The following is a 19,854-nucleotide window of genomic DNA, read 5'->3' on the forward strand; positions in this document are numbered from 1 at the left end:
TGCGCGCGCGTCCGTCGTCCCCACCCTTGCGCACGGGCGGCTCCCCGGCCACGGAAGCCGGCGGTCCCCCGTCCCCGAGACGCAGCGGACCCCGGTCCTCCAGGGAGGACCGGGGTCCGGACTGCCGTGCCCGCGCGGGGTTAGCCGGTGGGTGTCGCCGGCGCCGCGGCGCCGCCCTGGGCGGCCTCGTAGGCCTCCGCGGCCCGCTGCAGGTCCTCCAGCGCCTGCCCCTGCGCGGCGAAGTCGCCGTTGCGCTGTGCGTCCTCCAGCCGCTGCAGGGCGGCGTCGAGGTCGGCCACCGCCTGGTCCAGCGCCGGGCTGGACCCGCTGCCGTCGTCGGCCGGCGGCGGGGTCGGCTCGGTGGGCGTCGTCGGCTCGGTGGGCGTCGTCGGCTCCTGGCTGTCCGGCGTGGTGCCGGCGTCGTCGGAGTCGGCGGCGGTGTCCCCCGCCCCGGCGCCGAACACCTGGTCCAGCGCCTCGGACAGCGTGTCGGCGTAGCCGACCCGGCCGCCGTAGTTGACCAGCACCTTGCGCAGCAGCGGGAAGGAGTTCTCCCCCGTCCCCTGCACGTACAGCGGCTGGACGTAGAGCAGGCCGTTGCCGCCGATCGGCAGGGTCAGCAGGTTGCCGAACACCGCGCGGGAGTCGCGGCTGTTGAACAGCGTCAGGTCCTGCGCGACCTCGTCGTCGGTGTTGAACGACTGCTGGACCTGCTGCGGTCCGCGGAAGGGCGTGTTGCCCGGCAGCCGCAGCACCTGGATCTTCCCGTAGGTCTCCGGGTCGCTCGACGCGGAGATGAACGCCGAGAGGTTCTGCCGGCGGAACGCGTTGAGCGCGCTGGTCAGCTGGAAGGTCGCCCCCGGCTCGTCCGGACGCGCGGCGAGGATGTAGTACGGCGGCTGCGCCTCCTCGGTCTGCGTGTCCTGCGTCGGGTCCGACGGCACCGCCCAGCGGTCGTTCTGGCTGTAGAAGTCGCTGGGGTTGGTCACGTGGTAGCGGGTGAGGATGTCGCGCTGCAGCTTGAACAGGTCCTCGGGGTAGCGCACGTGGGCGACGAGCTCGTCGCTCATGTCCCCCCGGGGCTGGATGGTGCCGGGGAACGCGGCCTCGTAGGCCTGCAGGACCGGGTCCTCGGGGTCCCACTCGTAGAGGGTCACGGTGCCGTTCTCCGCGTCGACCGTGGCCTTGACCGAGTTGCGGATGTAGTTGAACTGCTCGTTCGGCAGTGCCGACGTGCCCTGGCCGGTGAGGGCGTCGGCCGCGGCCTCGCCGAGCTCCATCCGCTCGCTGTAGGGGTAGGCGTCCGACGTCGTGTAGCCGTCGAGGATCCAGGTGACCCGCCCGTCGATGACCGCCGGGTACGGGTCGCCGTCGACCTCGAGGAACGGCGCGGCCTTCTCCACCCGCTCGCGGGGGTCGCGGACGTAGAGCACCTTCGAGGCGTCGTTGACCGCGCCGGAGAGCAGGAAGTTGCGCTCGCGGTAGTAGATGGCGAACGTCAGCTGCCGGAAGAAGCTGCCGATCGCGACGCCGCCCTCGCCGTCGTAGGTGTTGTTCACCTCGCCCTCGGAGCCGTCCTCGGGACGGTCGAACTCGCGCGCGTCGGCGCCCTCGGGCGCACCGACGACGGAGTAGTTGTCGTTGCCGATCAGCTCGCCGTAGTAGATGCGGCCCTGCTCGACCTCGATGTCGCCGGTGGTGGGCAGGTCGCGGCTGGTGAAGTTCGGCTCGCCGCCCTCGGCACCGGTGACCACCTGGTTGGCCGGCGCGGCCACGAAGCCGTTGCCGTGCGTGTAGACGGTGTGCCGGTTGATCCAGGTGTCCTGGTTCTCCGACAGGCTGTCGCTGTCGAGCTCGCGGACGGCGACGACGTAGTCGCGGGTCTCGCCGTCGATCGTGTACCGGTCGATGTCGAGCTTCTCGGGGAAGCCGTACACGTTGCGGATCTGCTGGCGAGCGGTGAACGTCCCGGCCAGCACGTTGGGGTCGAGCAGGCGGGCGTTGGGGATCGTCGCGTCGTCGGCCCGCAGCTGGGCGAGCGCGGCGTCGGTGTCGACGTCGTCGCCGGTGGCCTCCTGGGCGAAGTCCCGGTACTCGACGTCCTCGTCGGTCAGGCCGTAGGCCTGGCGGGTGGAGGCGATGGCCCGCTCGATGTAGTCGGCCTCGCGCTCGTTGGCGCTCGGGCGGACCACGAACTGCTGGACGATCGCCGGGTAGGCCACGCCGATCACCAGGCTCGACAGCAGCAGCAGGACCAGCGCCGCGGCCGGCAGCCGGAAGTTGCGCACGACGACGTTGGCGAAGAACGCGACCGCGCAGAAGGCCGCCGCGAACACCAGGATCGTCTTGGCCGGCAGCAGCGCGTTGACGTCGGTGTAGCTCGCGCCGCTGAACAGCTCACCGCGGTCGGAGTAGACCAGCCCGTAGCGGTCGAACCAGTAGGCCAGCGCCTTGAGCGCCACGAACAGGCCGAGCAGCACCGACAGCTGGACCATCGCCGCGCCGGTGAGCTTCTGCCCCGGCGTCTGCAGCCGCAGCCCGCCGAACACGTAGTGGGTGAGCAGCGAGCCGATCAGCGCCAGCAGCACGATCGCGAAGCCGAAGCTCAGCAGCAGCCGGTAGAAGGGGTACTCGAAGACGAAGAACGACAGGTCCAGGCCGAACTCCGGATCGGTGTCCCCGAAGGGCACCGCGTGCCGGAAGGTCAGCCACGTCTGCCAGCTGCCCTGCGCGGTGAAGCCGGCGAACAGGCCGACGACGACGGCGACGGCGCTGAGCACGAGCGTGCGGCGCGGCTCCAGCGACTGCCGGTAGCGCTCCAGGTTCTGCTGCTCCAGCGACATCGGCCGGAACGCCGGGCGGAAGCGGTAGGCCAGGTAGATCGCCAGCGCGGTCAGGCCGCCGGTGGCCACGCCGGCCACCGCGAACAGCAGCGCGCGCGTCTGGAGCTCGGTCCAGAAGACCTCGGTGTAGCCGGTCTCGTCGAACCAGAGGTAGTCGACGTAGACGTTGGTCAACGTCCCGATGGCCGTGAACAGCACCAGCAGCACGGCGATGGACCCGATGACCACCTTCGCGCGCCGCGACAGCGTCGGCACGGACACGGGGGGCCTCATGGCCACGAGCGGTCTCCTTCAGTTGCAGGCGCGGCGAGCACCGGGGGTGCACCGCCGCGGTGGGGCGACCGCGGGCGGTCGTACGTGTGCGGGACGGACTGCGTCGGCACGGGCGCCGGGCCGGCGCAGGACCATCCGGTGACGCCCTAGCCAACGCTCGGCGCGGCACCGGGTTCCCCGCGGCCCCCGTGCTGGCCGACAGCTTCCCCCACGCACCGGGGTGTGCGCCCGCACGGTCCCCCGTCCGGTCAGCAGCCGACGGGGGTGCGGCCCTCCCGCACGTCCTCCAGCGCAGTCAGGGCGTCGTCGAGGGTGCCGATCCGGGCCAGGGTCAGCCCGGTGGCCGGGGAACCGAGGGCGTCGGCGCAGTTGTCGGCCGGGACGAGGAAGAGCTCGGCGCCGATCTCCTGCGCGGCGACCATCTTCAGCTGGATCCCGCCGATCGGGCCGACGGTGCCCTCGGGGTCGATCGTGCCGCTGCCGGCCACCACCGCGCCCTCGGTGAGGTCGGTGTCGCCGACGAGGTCGAGGATGCCCAGCGTGAGCATGAGCCCCGCCGAGGGGCCGCCGACGTCGGCCACGTCGATGTCGACGTCGAAGGGCGCCGAGGGCTGCTCGCGGACGGTGACGCCGAGCACCGAGCCCTCCCGGTCCGGCGCCTCCCCCGTGGTGACCGTGGCCGTGCCCGGCTGCCCGAGCCGGGTGTAGGCCACCTGCACGGTCGAGCCGGCCGGGATCGCGGTGAGGACGGTGGCCAGCGTGGCGGAGTCCGGCGTGGCCTGTCCGTCCACCGACTCGATCGCGTCGTTCTCCTCGAGCAGCCCGTCGGAGGGCGAGTCCTCGCCGGAGATGCTGCGGACGACGACCTTCACCGGGAAGCCGAGCTCGCCGAGCGCCGCGGCCTCGGCCGACTCCTCGGAGGTGAGGAAGGCCTGCCGGTTGGCCCGCTCGATCTCGTCCGGGGTCTGGTCGGGCGGGTACACCGACTCCTCGGGCACCACGCTGACCTCGTCGTCGAACCAGCCGCGGACCGCCTCGACCAGGCTCAGCCCCGCCCGGCCGACGCCGACGGTGGTCAGGTTGAGGTTCCCGTCGACGTCGTTGCGGTCGCGGCCGCGGACGGTGATGACCGGGTCGCCGTCGATGTCGCCGAGGGTGTTGAAGGTGGGGCCGGGGACCTGCGCGACGTAGGGCACGGGCAGGGCCGCGCCGAGGACCCCGGCGACGAGCAGCAGCACCACACCGACGGCGAGGACGGCGATCCGACGGGTCACGACCGGCCAGCTTAGGTGCCGTCCCTGTCCGGCCCGTCCGCCGAGAGCGGACAGGAGCGGCCCCGATCCGTCCGCTCCGGCGTGATCACGCGTCTACCGTGGGGGGCATGAGCGACGTGCCGTTCGGCTTCGGACCTCCCGACCGCGACCCGGAGCGCCGGGACCAGCCGGGCTCGGGCGACCCGTTCGGTTTCGGGGCGCTGTTCGGGTTCGGCGGCCCGGGCGGTGCGGGCGGCGGCAGCCCGGAGGACCTCCTGGGCAAGATGCCGCTGTTCGCCGAGCTGCAGAAGCTCATGAACTGGTCGGGCGGGCCGGTCAACTGGGACCTCGCCCGCCAGGGGGCGATCAGCTCGCTGGCCACCGGTACCCAGCCGACGTCGGAGGCCGAGCGGGCCGCCGTCGCCGAGGCCGTGCGCCTGGCCGACCTGTGGCTCGACCAGGTCACCGACCTCCCCTCGGGCGCCGACCGGCCGCTGGCCTGGTCGCGGGTCGAGTGGGTCGAGCAGACCCTGCCGGCGTGGAGCGCGCTCATCGACCCGCTCGCCGAGAAGGTCGTGGCCGCGATGACCGCCGCGCTGCCGCAGGAGGCCATGGCGATGGCCGGCCCGCTCGCCGGGATCATGGGCCAGATGGGCGGCCTGATGTTCGGCGCCCAGGTCGGCCAGGCCCTCGGCCGGCTGGCCGGTGAGGTGGTCACCGGCACCGAGGTCGGGCTGCCGCTGGCGCCCGCCGGGTCGGCGGTGCTCGTCCCCCAGAACGTGGCCGCGTTCGCCGAGGGTCTCGACCGCCCCGCCGACGAGGTCCGCCTCTTCCTGGCGCTGCGCGAGGCCGCCTCCCTGCGGCTGTTCGCCCACGTGCCGTGGCTGCGCCAGCAGCTGCACGACGCCGTCCACGCCTACGCCCGCGGCATCACCATCGACCGCGAGGCGATCGAGCGCGGCCTCACCGAGGCGATGGGATCGATGGAGGGTGGCTTCGACCCGTCCAACCCCGAGGCCATCCAGGAGCTGCTCGGCAGCGGCCTGCTGGAGCCGGAGGAGACGCCGGAGCAGCAGATGGCGCTGCGCCGGCTGGAGACCCTGCTCGCGCTGGTCGAGGGCTGGGTGGACGCCGTCGTGGCCGCGGCCGCCGGTGAGCGGCTGCCCGGGCACGGGGCGCTGGCCGAGACGATGCGCCGCCGTCGCGCCTCCGGCGGGCCGGCCGAGCAGACCTTCGCCACGCTGGTCGGCCTGCAGCTGCGCCCGCGCCGGCTGCGCGACGCCGCCACCGTGTGGGGCGCGATGGCGCAGCGGTACGGCACGGCCGAGCGGGACCGCCTCTGGTCGCACCCGGACCTGCTGCCCACGTCCGACGACCTCGACGAGCCGCTGGACTTCGTGGCCCGTCAGGGGATCGACGACGAGCTGCGCGCCTTCAGCGCCGAGGACGCCGGCACCGACAACGACACGGACACCGACACCACCCCGCCGGACGACGACTCCCCGGCTCGCTGAGGACGCCCTGCGAGGCGCCGCGAGGAGTGGGGGCCGGAGGCTCCCGCGATCGAGTGGCGGAAGCGGCTCCACGCACGTCGGGGACGGCACCTGGCCGCAGTGTCGGCCGGTAGGCCGACGAGGTGCCTGGCACCTCAATCCACGAGGTCGTCGTCCCCGCCGCCGCCGTCGGCCCGGACGGACTCCACGCCCTCGAGGAAGCCGCGGGCCCGCTCGGCGCGCGGGTAGCGGGTCACCAGCGCCCAGAAGCGGGCATCGTGGCTGGGCTCGATCAGGTGCGCGAGCTCGTGGACGAGCACGTAGTCGACGACGTACTCCGGCATCGACCGCAGCCGGCTCGACAGCCGGATGCTGCCGTCGGCCGGCGTGCACGAGCCCCAGCGGCGCTGCTGGTTGTCCACCCACCGGACGCTGGCAGGCTGCGGGACGCCGTCGAGGTGCGCGGCCGACAGCGCCCGCGCACGGACCATGAGCTCCTCGTCGCCGCCCAGCGACCTCCGCCGGCGCTCCTCGCGGGTCTGCAGCTTGGCCACCATCTGCGCCACCCAGCGCCGCTCCTCGGCGGGGGTGAAGGCCGCCGGGATGAGCACGACCGTCCGCCCGGACTCCTGGTAGGCGGTCACCGTCCGACGGCGGCGCGCGCTGCGGCGCACCTCGACCGGCCCGCTCGTCGAGAGGGGGCCGCGCGAGGGGTCGGAGGTGGAACCGGGCACGGGAGGACCGTAGCCACCGCCGGACGTCGATGCGCCCGGGGGCGCCACCCGCTCGGGTACGAGTCGCACGGACGGTGGACAGCCGGCGCCCGCTCCGGGATGCCGTCCGTCCACAACCGTCCGGAGGGCATCCCCGCAGGTGACGGTCGCATGGCCGGCGCGGGACCACCGGGTGGCCACCGGCCCCTCCCCCGGCTGCACACAGGGACACGCCGACGGGTCCCCACCGTCTCCACAGGTCTGTCCACAGGCTGTGGGAACCGCGTCGTCCCGACTCCCCCGGCCGCGCCGGACGGACGGGATCGTCCGGGTAGCGTTTCGCGGAGGACGGCGCCCGGACGGGGGCCGAGCAGCTGAGGGAGGGGGCACCGTGGCGGAGAGCTACAACGGCTACTGCGTGAAGTGCAAGGAGAAGCGGGACTTCGACGGCGAGGTCAAGGTCAGCGAGTCCGGTCGCCGGATGGCCCAGGGCACCTGCCCGGTCTGCGGCACCAAGATGAACCGGATCCTCGGCAAGGCGTAAGAGCCTCCCGGCTGTCGAGACGGCGGCGTCCCGCACGGCGGGCGCCGCCGTCGTCGTCTCCGGTCCCGCCTGTGGACGACGCCGGCGCGACCGGGCCCGCGGCTGCGACCCTGCCCGGGTGTCCGACACCGCCCACCCCCTCCTGCCCCCGGGCACGCCGCTGCTGCGGCGCTCCGCCGACGCCGTCCAGGTCGGCGGGGTCGACGGCGGGGACGGCGTCCTCGTGGGCTCGGCCCCCGCCGCGGTCACCGCACTGCTGCGCGGCCTCGACGGCCGGCGCACCCAGGGGGCCGTCGTCGCCGACGCCGCCGACGCCGGTCTGGAACCCCGCTCGGTCGCTGCCCTCCTCGACCACCTCCGCGTCACCGGGGCGTTGGTCGACCTCGACGCCGCCGACCTGCTGGCCTCCGACGCCGGGCCGGCCGCCGCGGCCCGCACCGCCGCCGAACTGCCCGCCGCCCGCGATCCCGACGGCGCGGTGCGCTGGCACGTCCGGCGCCGGGCGTCAGTCGTGGTCGAGGGCGCCACCCGGGTCGGCGTCCCGCTGGCCACGCTGCTGGCCGCCAGCGGCGTGGGCCGGGTCGGCGTCCGCGACGACGGCGTGGCCACCGCGGGCGACGCCGTCGCCGGCGGACTGGCCGCCTCCGACGAGGGCCGGCCGCGGGCGCTCGCCGCCGCCGACGCCGTCCGCCGCGCCAGCCCGCTGACCGACCTGCGCCCCCTGCCGCCGGGCACCGCCCCCGACCTCGTGGTCCTCGCCCGCCCGTGGGCGGCCTCCGACCCCCTGCTCGCCGGCCTGCAGGACGCCGGCGTCGCGCACCTGGTGGCCACCGTCCGCGGGGACACCGGCGTCGTCGGCCCGCTGGTGGTCCCGGGGGTCACCAGCTGCCTGCGCTGCGCCGACCTGCACCGCCGCGACGCCGACCCGCACTGGCCGGTGCTCGCCGCCCAGCTCACCGCGGCCGGCGCGCCGGGCGGGGCCACCCTCACCTGCTGGGCGACGGCGGTGGTCGCGGCGCAGCAGGCCCTGGCCTACCTCGACGGCAGCGGCAGCCCGGCGGCGCTCTCGGCGTCGGTGGAGCTGTGCCCGCCGGGGCTGGTGCCGCGGCTGCGGCGCCGGCCGGCGCACCCCTCCTGCGGGTGCACGGGCGCCACCAGTCCCTCCGGGTGACGGCGGACACGCTCCACCAGCGGTCCGGGCACCGCGTCGGGGACAATGGGAGCGTGACCGACGACGCACGGGGGATCCCCAGGGGCTCGATCTCGCGCACCGCGCGGCTGGCCTCGCTGCCCCTCGGTGCGGCGGGCCGCGCGACGCTCGGCATCGGCAAGCGGCTGTCGGGCCAGTCGCCCGACGCCGTGACCGCCGAGCTGCAGCAGCGCACCGCCGAGCAGCTGTTCGCCGTCCTCGGCCAGCTCAAGGGCGGCGCGATGAAGCTCGGCCAGACGCTGTCGGTGTTCGAGGCCGCGGTCCCCGAGGAGGTGGCCGCGCCCTACCGGCAGGCGCTGGTCAAGCTCCAGGAGGAGGCGCCCCCGATGCCGGTGCGCACCGTGCACGCGGTGCTCGCCCAGCAGCTCGGCGGGACGTGGCGCACCCGGTTCCGCGAGTTCGACGACCAGCCGGCCGCGGCGGCGAGCATCGGCCAGGTGCACCGCGCCACCTGGCGCGACGGCCGCGACGTCGCCGTCAAGATCCAGTACCCGGGTGCGGCCACCGCGCTGATGGCCGACCTCAACCAACTGGCCCGCTTCGCCCGCCTGTTCGCCGCGGTGTTCCCCGGCATGGACGTCAAGCCGCTCATCGCCGAGCTCAAGGCCCGGGTGGTCGAGGAGCTCGACTACGGGCTGGAGGCCGACGCGCAACGGCAGTTCTCCGCCGCCTACGCGGGCGACCCGGAGATCGTCGTCCCGCGCGTGGTGGCCAGCGCGCCCAAGGTGATCGTCTCCGAGTGGCTGGAGGGCCTGCCGCTGTCCCGGGTCATCACCGACGGCACCCGCGAGCAGCGCGACCGCGCCGGCCACCTCATGGCGCAGCTGCACTTCTCCGCGCCGAGCCGGGCCGGGCTGCTGCACGCCGACCCGCACCCGGGCAACTTCCGGCTCGTCGACGGCGACCGGCTCGGCGTCATCGACTTCGGCGCCACCGCGCGGCTCCCCGACGGGCTGCCCGAGCCGATCGGCCGCCTGGTCCGGTGGGCCCTCGAGGGCCGCGCCGAGGAGGTGCTGACCGACCTGCGCGCCGAGGGGTTCGTCCGGCCGGGGATCCAGGTCGACGCCCAGGCCGTGCTCGACTACCTGCGGCCGATGCTCGAGCCGATCGAGAGCGCGACCTTCCGCTTCACCCGCGCCTGGATGCAGGAGCAGGCCGCCCGCCTCGCCGACCCCCGCAGCGAGGCCAACAAGCTGGGCCGCCTACTCAACCTGCCCCCGGCCTACCTGCTCATCCACCGGGTGACGGTCGGCTCCATCGGCGTGCTCTGCCAGCTCGACGCCGCCGCCGGCTACCGCGGCGTCCTCGAGGAGTGGCTGCCCGGCTTCAAGGCCTGAGGAGTTCCTCCGGGGAGCCGGAGGGACCCCGACGACAGGAGGCCGGGCCCCCGACGCACCGGGAGCGTCGGGAGCCCGGCCTCGACCGGAGGGGTCCGGCGCAGGGCCGGACCAGGGATGGCCCCGCCCTTACCGGACGGCGGCGCTGGCGCGTGCGGCACGCCGGGAGGCGTACTCCGCGCGACGGGCCCACCGGCGGGCGGCCCGCAGCCGGCGCACGCGGCCGGCGGTGTCGGCCTCGGCGCGCAGCTCGCGCAGCCGCGTGGTGGCCAGGTCGTACTCGTGGGTGTTCATGACTGGTCCTCGGTGTTCGCCGGGCGTCGGTGCCCGATCGGATGGGGATCGGTGTCGGATGTCGGTGGTCCGGGTCGTCGCCGTCGCGGTCACGCCGCGACGACCTTGCGGGGACGGCCCCGCGGGCGCTTGCGCGGGATGACCACACCCCGCTCGAAGATCTCGCCGCCCCACACGCCCCACGGCTCGCCGCGGTCCATGGCGCCGGCCAGGCAGGCGTCGCGGACCGGGCACTCCCCGCACAGGACCTTGGCCTGCTCGAGCAGCGCGGGGCTCTCGGCGAACCACAGGTCCGGGTCGTCGGTCCCGCGGCACGGCAGGGGACGCCGGATCGGGGCCGGAGCCAGGGGGGTGTGCGGTGCCCTCGGGGTGGCACCACCGGTCCGGGGGAGCCCGGGTCGGCGGTGGGACGTCGGGCGGTCGATCGTCTGCTGCACTGCCGCTCCTCCTCGTACTCGTCGTCTGCGCGGCCGGCGGGGGCCCGCCGACCGGGTGGTCGGGGCCGGGTGCCGCGGAGAAAGACGAAGGCCGCGGATCCCGGGGTTCGGGTTCCGCGGCCTCGAGGAGGACCGGTCGAGCGGTTAGCTCTGCGGTCTCCCCGGGGAGTGGATCCCGAGGGTGTGGCGCGTGTGGGAGATGTCGGTGGTGGGCGCATCGGTGCCGAGGACGCCGGTGCCGATGCCGAACTGGCCGGCAGCGGGCAGACCGGTCCCCTGGAACGGAGCGGTGGGCGCAGCAGTGGCCGTGCCGGTCAGGTCGAACGGCGTCAGGGTCCGGACCACGGCGTAGCGCGGGCGTGCCGTCAGGACGGCGCCGCCGGCAGCCGGACGCACGACGAGGGCGCCCCAGGCGGAGACCCCGGCGGGGGCGAAGGCGCAGCGCATGTCGATCATCGTTCCCCCTCCTCCCGGGGTCGGAGTCCGGCGGTCGGGCCGGTCTCGGTCTGGCGCGCCCGCGGTCGTCCGTCGGGCGCGATGAGGACAGTAGGGAAGGTCACGCGAGCGGCGCAACGCATTTAACGGGCGCGTTCCCCCGTGTCGGGGAACACGCCGGAGCGGCCGTGCGGTCTGCACGGCCCGTGACGGGTCAGCCGCTGACGGTGGCGAGGACGTCCTCGCCGTACATCTCCAGTTTGCGGGCGCCGATGCCCGGCAGGCCGGAGAGCTCGCGGACGCTCGTGGGCTTGGCCTCGGCGATGGCCTGCAGGACGGCGTCGCTGAACACGACGTAGGCGGGCACGGAGGCGGCCTGCGCCGTCGTGCTGCGCCAGGCCCGCAGGCGCTCGAAGATCTCGCCGGCCTCGCCCTCGAGGACGACCTTGGCCTTCTTCGCCTTCCGCTGCGGCGGCGGTGCCGTGGGCGTCGACCCGGGCACCAGCCCGTCGAGGAACCGGCTGCGCGGCCGGGCCCGCTTGGCACCGGGGTTGCGCGCCAGCGACCAGGACAGGGTGAGCTGCTCGCGGGCCCGGGTGACGGCCACGTAGAGCAGCCGGCGCTCCTCCTCGACCGCCTCGGGACGGGACAGGGACTGCGATATCGGCAGCACGCCGTCGACGAGGCCGACGACGAAGACGGCGTCCCACTCCAGGCCCTTGGCCGCGTGCATCGACGCCAGCGTGACGCCCTGGACGGTCGGCGCGTGCTGGGCGTCGGCCCGCTCGGCGAGGTGGGCGACGAACCGCGGGAGGTCGGTGGTCGGGTCCTCGGCCACCAGGTCGACGGCGAGGTCGACCAGCGCGGCCAGCGACTGCCAGCGGTCGCGCGCGGCTCCCCCGGCCGGCGGGCGGTGCTCGACCCAGCCGGTCGAGGCCAGCACGTCGCGCACCGTGGGCACCAGCGCGCCGGGGTCGCTCCCGCCGGCGGCCGCGCCGCGCAGCAGGACGATGGCCTCGCGGACCTCGGGCCGCTCGAAGAACCGCTCGCCGCCCTTGAGCACGTAGGGCACACCGACGTCGGCCAGCGCCGACTCGTAGACCTGCGACTGGGCGTTGATGCGGAACAGGACGGCGATCTCCGACGCCGGGGTGCCCGCCTCGATCAGCGCCCGGCACGCCTGGGCGACGGCGGCGGCCTCGGCCGGCTCGTCGGCGTGCTCGAAGAACCGCGGCGCCGGGCCCTCGGCGCGCTGGCCGAGCAGCCGGAGCCCGGGCAGCCCCTTGCGCGGCGGCGCCTGGCCGATGAGCTTGTTGGCCAGCGCCACGACCTGCGGCGTCGACCGGTAGTCCCGCTCCAGCTTGACCACCGCGGCGTCGGGATAGCGGTCGGCGAAGCCGAGCAGGTGGTCGGGGTCGGCCCCGGTGAAGGAGTAGATCGTCTGGTTCGGGTCGCCGACGACGCAGACGTCGGCCCGGCCGCCGAGCCACGCGTCGAGCAGGCGCTGCTGCAGCGGGTTGACGTCCTGGTACTCGTCGACGACGAAGTGGCGGTACTGCCCGCGCACCTGCCGGGCGACATCGGGGTGCTCCTCGAGCGCGTACGCGGTGACCAGCAGCAGGTCCTCGAAGTCGAGGGCGCCGTCGCGCTGCTTGGCCGACTCGTAGGAGGCGTACACCCGCGCGACGGTCTCGGCGTCGAACGGCGGCTCGCGCCCGGCGGCCGCGGCGCGGACGGGGTAGTCGTCGGGGGTGGCCAGCGTGGTCTTGGCCCACTCGATCTCGCTGGCGAGGTCGCGCAGGCTGGTGCGGTCGGTGGTCAGCCGGTTGCGCGTGGCCGCGGAGGCGACCACCCGCAGCTTGTTCTCCACCAGGGGCGGCAGCGGCCCGCCGAGCACCCGCGGGGCGAAGTAGCGCAGCTGGCGCATCGCCGCGGCGTGGAAGGTGCGCGCCTGCACCCCGCCGACGCCGAGACCGGCCAGCCGGGTGCGCAGCTCCCCGGCCGCGCGGGCGGTGAAGGTCACCGCGAGCACCTGCTCGGGGACGAACGCGCCGGTGTGCACGCCGTAGGCGATGCGGTGGGTGATCGTGCGCGTCTTGCCCGTGCCGGCGCCGGCCAGGATGCACACGGGGCCGGAGACCGCCGACGCCGCGGTGCGCTGCTCCTCGTCCAGGCCGGCCAGTACCGCCTCGGCGCCGGCGGGGGTCCCCGGGGCCACGGGGCGCGCGTCGGCTGTCCGGAGCATGCGGTGCGTCCTCCACGGGCGGGGGTCGAGCGGCGGCCGGCCGGCCGCACCCGCGAGTGTCCCAGCCGGCAGCGACAGACGGCGGGGACACCCCGCACCGGTGGACGGCGGGGACACCTGGGGAAGAGGGGACGCCGCCCGGGCGTTGGCTCCCCCGGGACGTCGTCCGTCCCGCCCCGACCGACCCGTCCCTGGGAGGACCCCGAGTGACTGCCGCACCCGCCGCCGTGACCATGTACACCACCACCTGGTGCGGGTACTGCGTGCGACTCAAGAAGCTCATGCAGGTCGAGGGCATCGACTACGCCGAGGTCGACATCGAGCGCGACGCCACCGCGGCCGACGTCGTGATGCAGGCCAACGGGGGCAACCGCACCGTCCCGACCCTGGTCTTCGCCGACGGCAGCGCCCTCACCAACCCGAGCATCGACCAGGTGAAGGCCCAGCTCGCGCAGCAGCCGGGGGCCTGACCGGCGGGTGCTTCACACGGCGCGGACACCGGCGGTGCATCATCGTCCCCCGGCGGGTCGCGACCGTGACGCGCCGACCGTCCCCCGGCCACCGGCCGGAGCACCCGCGGGAGCCGCTGACGTGACCTCGGACGCCGTGCACCTCCCCGCGCCCGGACCGGCCGCGGAGGAGGTCCCCGCCGACCAGCCCTCCGTCGTGCTCGCGCGCACCGGCCGGGGGTGGAGCCTGCTCTCCCCCGGCCGGGCCGACGACGTCGCCGACCTGCTCGAGGGCCTCTCGCTGGCCGACCTCGTGACCGAGGAGCTCGACGGCCCCGCCGATCCCGACCGCGCCACCCGCCGCGCCGCCCGCGGCACCGCGGAGGACGAGGCCGCGGGCGACCCGCGGGACGCCCGGATCGCCGCGCTCGAGCGGACCGTCGCCCAGCTCGAGCACGCGCTCGCCTCCCGGGTCGCGACCGAGCGGGCCATCGGCGTGCTCGCCGAGCGGAACACCACGTCGCCGCGGGCGGCGTTCGAGGCGCTGCGCGGTCAGGCCCGCTCGCTCGGGCGGCCGGTGCACGAGCTGGCCCGCGAGGTCCTCACCGCGCTCGACCGGGCGGCCGCGGCGTCGCCCGCCGAGCCGGTCGCGTCGCTGCCGCCGGTCCCCCGCCGCCCGCCGGGCCGCCGTGTCGAGCGCGGCGCCGCCCGGCACGGCTCGTCGGTCCCGGCGGAGGGCCGCCGCTGAGCGGTCCGGAGCCGCTGACCCCGGGCGCGCTGGCCGACCGGCTGGCCGCCCTCCTTTCCGACGTCGAACCCGTGCCGGGGGCGGCCGCGGTGCGGGTCGCCGTCGACGGTCCCGACGTCGCGGCACCGGGCGACCTGGCCGCGGCGGTCGCCGAGCGGCTGCCCGCCCTGGGCCGGCCGGCCGTCGTCGTGCTGGCCGGCGGTTTCCTGCGCCCGGCGTCGGTGCGGCTCGAGCACGGCCGCACCGATCCCGACGCCCGGTACACCGACTGGCTCGACGCCGGCGCGCTGGCCCGCGAGGTCCTCGACCGGGTGGGTCCCGGCGGGCCGGCGGAGTACCTGCCGGTGCTGTGGGACGTCGCCCGCGACCGCGCCGCCCGGGCCGCCTACCGCCCGATGCCGCCGCGCGGGGTGCTGCTCGTCCCCGGCCCGCTGCTGCAGGGCGTGGGGCTGGCCTTCGACGTCGTCGTGCACCTGCGGGTGGCGCCGGCCGCCCGTCGGCGGCGCTTCCCCGCCGAGCAGGCGTGGGAGCTTCCCGTCTTCGACCGCTACGACGACGAGGTCGACCCCGTCGCGCTGGCCGACGCCGTCGTGCTCGCCGACCGCCCCGAGCACCCGGCGCTGGTGCTGCAGGGCCGCTTCAGCTGAGCTCGCCGGCCACCCAGCGGTCGATGATGTGCCGGGCGATCGACACCGGCGGCGGCAGCGCCTCGGGACCGCGGCCCGAGCGGAGCTCGTCGCGGGTCCACCAGCGGGCCTCCTCGATCTCCGTGGGGTCCAGCCGGAGGGTGTCGTCGCCGTCGAGGCGGGCGGTGAAGCCGAGCATCAGCGACTGCGGGAACGGCCACGGCTGGCTGCTCACGTAGCGGACGTCGGTGACCTGCAGCCCGACCTCCTCGGCGACCTCGCGGGCCACCGCTCCCTCGGCGGACTCCCCCGGCTCGACGAACCCGGCGAGGATCGAGAAGCGCCCGGGCGGCCACACCGCCTGCCGGCCCAGCACGCAGCGGTCGCCGCCGTCGTGGACCAGCATGATCACCGCAGGGTCGGTGCGGGGGAACAGCTCGGCACCGGTGACCGGGTCGCGCTGCACCCAGCCGGCCCGCTCGATCGTCGTCGGGGCGCCGGACAGCGGGCTGAAGCGGGCCCGCTCGTGCCACTCCAGGATGCCGACGGCCTCGGCGAGCAGGCCGGCGTCGAGGTCGCCCAGCTCGCTGCCGACCTCGCGCAGCCCGGTCCACAGGTCCACCGGCCGGCCGTTGACCGTGAGCGCCCGCTCCCCGCGGACGGCGGCGTAGGGCACCCCGCCGGCCTCGCCGAGGTAGACCGCGCCCAGCGGCAGGGTCGGCTGCTCGTCCCAGACCAGCTCGGGACCGCCCTCGGTCTCGCGCACGGGGACGGCGCGGCGCTCGTCGACGGTGAGCACCCGCACCGGGCGGCCGCGGGTGGGGTCCTCGAGCGAGCGGCCGAGGTGGTCGCGGTCGTGCGCCGAGCGGGACAGCACCGGCACCGTGCCGGTGGTGTCGGGCGTGCCGGCCGGCCAGAACCCGCGCACGGCCTCCGGCGGGTTGTCGGCCGCGGTGCTGCCGCCCGGCGGGACGCTCACGCGGGGTCCGGCACGGCGGCGGCGCTGGCGGTGACGTCGACCGGGCCGAGGGCCCGCAGCGCGTCGGTCACCTTCTCGGCGTCGCCGACGACGACGGCGGTCAGCGCGGCCGGCGCCAGGTAGCGGCGGGAGGCCTCCTGGACCTGCTCGACGGTGACCTCGGCCAGCGCCCGCTGGTGCTCGGCGAGCCACTCCGCCGACAGCCCCGACCCGGCCAGCGCCGACAGCGTGCTGGCCAGCCCGGCGTGGGTGGCGGTCGACAGCGCCATGCTGCCGAGCACGTAGCGGCGGGCGGCGTCGAGCTCGGCCTCGGTGACCGGGGCGAGCGCCATCCGGCCGAGCTCGGCCCAGGTCTCGAGGAACGCCGCGCCGGTCACCTCGGTGGCGACGTCGGCCTCGACGAGGAACGACGAGGCGGCGGCCAGGTGGTCGACGGCGCTGCGCGGGCTGTAGGAGTAGCCGCGCTTCTCGCGGATGTTCTCGACCAGCCGCGAGGAGAAGTAGCCGCCGAAGACCATGCTGGCCAGCCGGACGGCGGGCAGGTCGGGGTCGGTGCGGGCCGGCGCGGGGCCGCCGAGGCGGATGTTGGACTGCACCGCGCCCGGCCGGTCGACGACCTCCAGGTGGCCAGGGGCGAGCGTCGGTGCGGGCGGGGCGCCGGCGGCGGTCCCCTCTCCCGTCCACCCGCCGAGGGCGGCGGCGACGGCGTCGGTGGCCGCGGCGGCGTCGAGGTCGCCGACGAGGACCAGCGTGCTGCCGGCGGGCAGCAGCCGCTCGCGGTGCAGCTTGCGCAGCGCGGCGGCGGTGACCTTGCCGACCAGGTCGGGTGCGGGCAGCTGGGCGGCGTAGGGGTGGGTGCCGTAGCGGCGGGCGGCCAGCGCGTTGCGGGCGATGACGCCCGGCTGCGAGCGGGCGATGGCGATCCGCTCGGCCACCCGGTCGCGCTCGGCCTCGACCTGGTCGCCCGGGTAGGCGGCGGAGATGAGCACCTCGGCCAGCACGCCGAGGACCGGCGCCAGCCCCTCGGCCAGCAACGTGGTGGAGACCAGCAGCCGGTCGGGGTCGGCGGCGACCGACAGCTCGGCGCCGTGGCCCTGCAGTGCCTCGGCGATGCCGATCGCATCGCGCTGCGCGGTGCCCAGGAGCACCGCGCCGGAGAGCACCGAGGCGCGGGCGACGTGCTGGAGCGCGCCGCGCGGGGAGGTGGCGGCGAACGGCACGCGCAGCCGCAGCTCCACGAGCGGGACGCCGGGCCGTGGGACCACGACGACGGACAGCCCGCTGGGCAGCGTCGTCGTCGCCACCTCCGGGACCGGGTGCGGCCGCGGCTCACCCAGCGGCGGGACGAGGTCGAGGTCGAGCACGGCGGCGCTCACTTGGCTCCTCCGGTGGCGCGCAGCTCCAGCACGGCGGCGGTGCCGGGATCGAGTCCCTTGGCGGCGACCTGCACGGCGTCCGGGGTGACGGCGGCCAGCCGGGCGGCGAGCTCACCGGCCAGCTCGGCGCGGCCGTGGACCAGCTCGGCGCCGGCGAAGGCGAGCGTGCGGCCGAGCACGGAGTCGGCCTGGCGCAGCAGCTGCGCGCTGGTGCGGGCCTGCACGCGGGCCAGCTCCTCGGCGCTCACGCCCTCGGTGGCGACCCGGCCGATCTCGTCGTGCACGGCGGCGATCACGTCGTCGACACCGACGGCGGCCGGGTGGTGGACCTGGGTGGTGAGCAGCGTGGCGTCCCGGACGTCGAAGGGGTCACCGAACAGCCCGACGTAGCTGCTCTGCGCCACGGCCAGCCGGTCGTCGTGCACCAACCGGCGCTCAAGGCGGGAGGCGTCGCCCTCGCTGAGCAGCTCGGCGAGCAGCACGGTGCCGAGGTAGGTGTCGAGATCACCGACCGGATCGGGTACCCGCCAGCCCAGGGCGACGGCGGGCGCGGGGGCCAGCCGGTCCTCGACGACGTCGCGGCGCACGGTCGTGGGCGAGGGCTCGCCGGTGTTCGGCGTCGGCGGCACCTCGCGGGCGTCGACCTGGCCGAACCAGCGACGGACCAGCCGCTCGGTCTCACCGACGTCGAGGTCCCCGCCGATGCACAGGACCGCGTTGCCCGGCGCGTAGTAGCGGGAGAAGAAGTCCGTGGCGTCCTCGACGGTGGAGCTCTCCAGGTCGACGAAGGAGCCGTAGCCGTCGTGGGTGTTGGCGAAGCTCTCGAACGCGACCTGCGGCAACTGCAGCCAGGGAAAGGCGCCGTAGGGCCGGTTGAGCACGTTGACCCGGATCTCCTCCTTCACCACGTCGATCTGGTTGCGGAGGTTCTCCTCGGTGATGGCCGGGGCGGCCATCCGGTCGGCCTCGAGGAACAGCGCGCGCTCGAGTGCCTCGGACGGCAGCGCCTCGTAGTAGTTCGTGAAGTCCTGGTGGGTCGAGCCGTTGAACGTGCCGCCGGCGGCCTGCACCAGGCGGGCGTGCTCCATCTTCGGCACGTGCGCCGAGCCCTGGAACATCACGTGCTCGAAGAGGTGGGCGAACCCGGTGCGGCCCTCCGGCTCGTTGCGCATGCCCACGTCGTAGAAGACGGTCACGGCGACGACCGGCACGCTGCGGTCGGGCGCGAGGACGACCCGCAGCCCGTTGTCGAGCGTGAAGCGCTCCACCGGGTGCCGCAGTGTCAGGTCGGCCCCAGTCGCTGCTGTCACGCACCGACCCTAACCGTCGTGTGCGACCGACGAGCGGGGCCCGGAGGGTCCCCGAGGAGGGACGCGGCCGCAGCGGCTCAGCGCAGGCCGGGGACGGCACCTGGCCGCGCCGCAGGGGTGAGCCGCCCTGCGGGGGCCGTGCCCGGGGACGGGCCCGGAGAGTCCTCGCCGGGTGCGGCGGAACGGCTCAGCGCAGGCCGGGACGGCTCGTGGCCGCGCCGCAGGGGTGAGCCGCCCTGCGGGGGCCGTGCCCGGGGACGGGCCCGGAGGGTCCTCGCCGGGTGCGGCGGAACGGCTCAGCGCGGGCCGGGGACAGCTCGTGGTGGCGGTGTCGGCCGGTAGGCCGACGATGTCAGAGCACGTCGATGTCGGCGATGACCCGGTCGATGGTCCCGTAGAGCTCGGCGTGCGTGTTCGGGATCGAGACGTAGAGCAGCGCGGGGTCGGGCCGGCCGACGTCGACGACCAGCAGCGCCGCGCGCTCACCGGTCGAGTCGTAGCCCTCGACGTCCCAGGTCAGCTGGAACTCGATGAGGTGCGCGGCGTGGCCGTCGACGGTGAGGGCCTCGTCGCGCAGCACCTCCCGCTCGTTCGGGTACGGGTAGTAGGCCGCGCGCACGCTGTCGGCCAGCGCGGTCACCGTGGCCTGCTCGCTGCCCGGGCCGGCCCAGCCGTAGCCGTCGGCCACCGGTCCGGACGTGCACTGGGCGATGAAGTTGCCGCCGTCGGGCGTCTGCTCCTGGGTGATGAAGTACTGCCCGGCGATGGTGCGGGTCTCGGGCATCAGGCCGCGGTCGTACTCGTACCAGCCGTTGCCGAGGAACGGGTAGGAGATGCCCGCGTCCTCGTCGATGATCCGCACGGTGCCCGGCGGGAAGGTGCTGCCGGCCGGCGGGGAGCTCGCCACGGGCGGGTCGGTGACCGCGCCCGGTCCGGCGGGGCCGCCGCCGGAGAGCCCGACGACGAGCGCGAGGACGACGACGGCGACCACGGCCAGCACCGAGCCGCCGATCCACCAGGCCGTGCGGCTGCGCGGGCGGGGCTCCGACGCCGGGCCGGGCTGCCAGGCGTCGCTCGCCCACGTCGACGGCGCCGGCGGGCGCGGCGGGGCGGACACCGGGGGCGCCTGGACGGCGACACCCGGGCCGGCCGGCGTCGTGACGTCCGACCAGGTCTCCCCGTTCCACCAGCGCACCATCCCGGCGGCACCGTCGGGGTCGGGGTACCACCCCGCGGGCGCGGTCGTCAGCCCAGGTCCGGTCACGGGGGGCAGCGTAGGACGGGCGGCG

The 19,854-nt window shown here is 75.6% G+C and carries 18 protein-coding genes; 7 read left to right on the top strand and 11 right to left on the bottom strand.

Annotated features, from left to right (window positions below; translation table 11 throughout):
• Window positions 1–140: 140 nt before the first annotated feature.
• Both FN207_RS15005 and FN207_RS15010 read right to left on the bottom strand, forming a co-directional pair.
• The gene (locus tag FN207_RS15005; RefSeq protein WP_246066072.1) at window positions 141–3,104 is read right to left on the bottom strand and encodes a UPF0182 family membrane protein; all 2,964 of its coding nucleotides are present in this window, start codon (window positions 3,102–3,104) and stop codon (window positions 141–143) included.
• Window positions 3,105–3,364: 260 nt separating this feature from the next.
• Complete coding sequence (locus FN207_RS15010; protein ID WP_142459274.1) at window positions 3,365–4,390, bottom strand: YlbL family protein; 1,026 nt, start codon at window positions 4,388–4,390, stop codon at window positions 3,365–3,367.
• 107 nt (window positions 4,391–4,497) lie between these two features.
• Here FN207_RS15010 and FN207_RS15015 point away from each other — a divergent pair, with 107 nt between their 5' ends.
• On the top strand, window positions 4,498–5,883 hold the full coding sequence (locus tag FN207_RS15015; RefSeq protein ID WP_142459275.1) for a zinc-dependent metalloprotease: 1,386 nt from the start codon (window positions 4,498–4,500) through the stop codon (window positions 5,881–5,883).
• Between the two features lie 134 nt (window positions 5,884–6,017).
• Here FN207_RS15015 and FN207_RS15020 read toward each other — a convergent pair whose 3' ends face one another.
• On the bottom strand, window positions 6,018–6,596 hold the full coding sequence (locus FN207_RS15020) for a M48 metallopeptidase family protein (RefSeq protein WP_185938349.1): 579 nt from the start codon (window positions 6,594–6,596) through the stop codon (window positions 6,018–6,020).
• 370 nt (window positions 6,597–6,966) lie between these two features.
• Here FN207_RS15020 and FN207_RS26310 point away from each other — a divergent pair, with 370 nt between their 5' ends.
• The 3 genes from FN207_RS26310 (at window position 6,967) to FN207_RS15030 (ending at window position 9,666) form a co-directional block, all read left to right on the top strand.
• Window positions 6,967–7,119: a DUF5679 domain-containing protein gene (locus FN207_RS26310; RefSeq protein ID WP_012950213.1), complete on the top strand. Its 153-nt coding sequence runs from the start codon at window positions 6,967–6,969 to the stop codon at window positions 7,117–7,119.
• Window positions 7,120–7,237: 118 nt separating this feature from the next.
• Window positions 7,238–8,290 carry a ThiF family adenylyltransferase gene (locus FN207_RS15025; protein WP_142459276.1) on the top strand — a complete coding sequence of 351 codons (1,053 nt, stop codon included), beginning with the start codon at window positions 7,238–7,240 and terminating at the stop codon, window positions 8,288–8,290.
• A 53-nt stretch (window positions 8,291–8,343) separates the two neighbouring features.
• Entirely contained in the window at window positions 8,344–9,666 is a 1,323-nt protein-coding gene (locus tag FN207_RS15030) for an ABC1 kinase family protein (RefSeq protein WP_142459277.1), read from the top strand.
• 129 nt (window positions 9,667–9,795) lie between these two features.
• Here FN207_RS15030 and FN207_RS26315 read toward each other — a convergent pair whose 3' ends face one another.
• From FN207_RS26315 to FN207_RS15045, 4 genes are all read right to left on the bottom strand, one after another.
• Window positions 9,796–9,960: a hypothetical protein gene (locus FN207_RS26315; RefSeq protein ID WP_185938350.1), complete on the bottom strand. Its 165-nt coding sequence runs from the start codon at window positions 9,958–9,960 to the stop codon at window positions 9,796–9,798.
• Window positions 9,961–10,049: 89 nt separating this feature from the next.
• Window positions 10,050–10,397 (bottom strand): WhiB family transcriptional regulator, encoded by a 348-nt coding sequence (locus FN207_RS15035; RefSeq protein WP_281282143.1) that lies wholly within the window; start codon window positions 10,395–10,397, stop codon window positions 10,050–10,052.
• A gap of 144 nt (window positions 10,398–10,541) precedes the next feature.
• Window positions 10,542–10,853 (bottom strand): hypothetical protein, encoded by a 312-nt coding sequence (locus FN207_RS15040; protein WP_142459278.1) that lies wholly within the window; start codon window positions 10,851–10,853, stop codon window positions 10,542–10,544.
• Between the two features lie 193 nt (window positions 10,854–11,046).
• On the bottom strand, window positions 11,047–13,077 hold the full coding sequence (locus FN207_RS15045; protein WP_142459279.1) for an ATP-dependent helicase: 2,031 nt from the start codon (window positions 13,075–13,077) through the stop codon (window positions 11,047–11,049).
• A 206-nt stretch (window positions 13,078–13,283) separates the two neighbouring features.
• Between FN207_RS15045 and FN207_RS15050 the strand changes: the two genes are divergently transcribed.
• The 3 genes from FN207_RS15050 (at window position 13,284) to FN207_RS15060 (ending at window position 14,921) form a co-directional block, all read left to right on the top strand.
• Entirely contained in the window at window positions 13,284–13,547 is a 264-nt protein-coding gene (locus tag FN207_RS15050) for a mycoredoxin (RefSeq protein ID WP_221888211.1), read from the top strand.
• A gap of 121 nt (window positions 13,548–13,668) precedes the next feature.
• Complete coding sequence (locus FN207_RS15055; RefSeq protein WP_246066074.1) at window positions 13,669–14,274, top strand: ANTAR domain-containing protein; 606 nt, start codon at window positions 13,669–13,671, stop codon at window positions 14,272–14,274.
• A gap of 71 nt (window positions 14,275–14,345) precedes the next feature.
• Window positions 14,346–14,921, top strand: a complete 576-nt coding sequence (locus FN207_RS15060; protein WP_246066075.1) for a nucleoside/nucleotide kinase family protein — start codon at window positions 14,346–14,348, stop codon at window positions 14,919–14,921.
• Here the strand turns inward: FN207_RS15060 and nudC are convergent.
• From nudC to FN207_RS15080, 4 genes are all read right to left on the bottom strand, one after another.
• Complete coding sequence (nudC, locus tag FN207_RS15065) at window positions 14,914–15,879, bottom strand: NAD(+) diphosphatase (protein WP_142459280.1); 966 nt, start codon at window positions 15,877–15,879, stop codon at window positions 14,914–14,916. The genes FN207_RS15060 and nudC overlap by 8 nt on opposite strands.
• Entirely contained in the window at window positions 15,876–17,255 is a 1,380-nt protein-coding gene (locus tag FN207_RS15070) for a M16 family metallopeptidase (protein ID WP_142459281.1), read from the bottom strand. The genes nudC and FN207_RS15070 overlap by 4 nt, the downstream gene beginning before the upstream one ends.
• Entirely contained in the window at window positions 17,252–18,565 is a 1,314-nt protein-coding gene (locus tag FN207_RS15075) for a M16 family metallopeptidase (RefSeq protein WP_142459282.1), read from the bottom strand. Before FN207_RS15075 ends, FN207_RS15070 begins: the two co-directional genes overlap by 4 nt.
• A gap of 352 nt (window positions 18,566–18,917) precedes the next feature.
• Window positions 18,918–19,829, bottom strand: a complete 912-nt coding sequence (locus FN207_RS15080) for a DUF2510 domain-containing protein (protein WP_142459283.1) — start codon at window positions 19,827–19,829, stop codon at window positions 18,918–18,920.
• Between the last annotated feature and the right edge of the window lie 25 nt (window positions 19,830–19,854).

It is taken from the genome of Geodermatophilus aquaeductus, from assembly GCF_900182545.1.
Lineage (GTDB): Bacteria > Actinomycetota > Actinomycetes > Mycobacteriales > Geodermatophilaceae > Geodermatophilus > Geodermatophilus aquaeductus.

Bases quoted from the DNA above. Each gene is read 5' to 3' on its own strand.
- FN207_RS15015 (WP_142459275.1), top strand. From the start codon at position 4,498: ATGAGCGACGTGCCGTTCGGCTTCGGACCTCCCGACCGCGACCCGGAG.
- FN207_RS15040 (WP_142459278.1), bottom strand. From the start codon at position 10,853: ATGATCGACATGCGCTGCGCCTTCGCCCCCGCCGGGGTCTCCGCCTGG.
- FN207_RS15045 (WP_142459279.1), bottom strand. From the start codon at position 13,077: ATGCTCCGGACAGCCGACGCGCGCCCCGTGGCCCCGGGGACCCCCGCC.
- FN207_RS26315 (WP_185938350.1), bottom strand. From the start codon at position 9,960: ATGAACACCCACGAGTACGACCTGGCCACCACGCGGCTGCGCGAGCTG.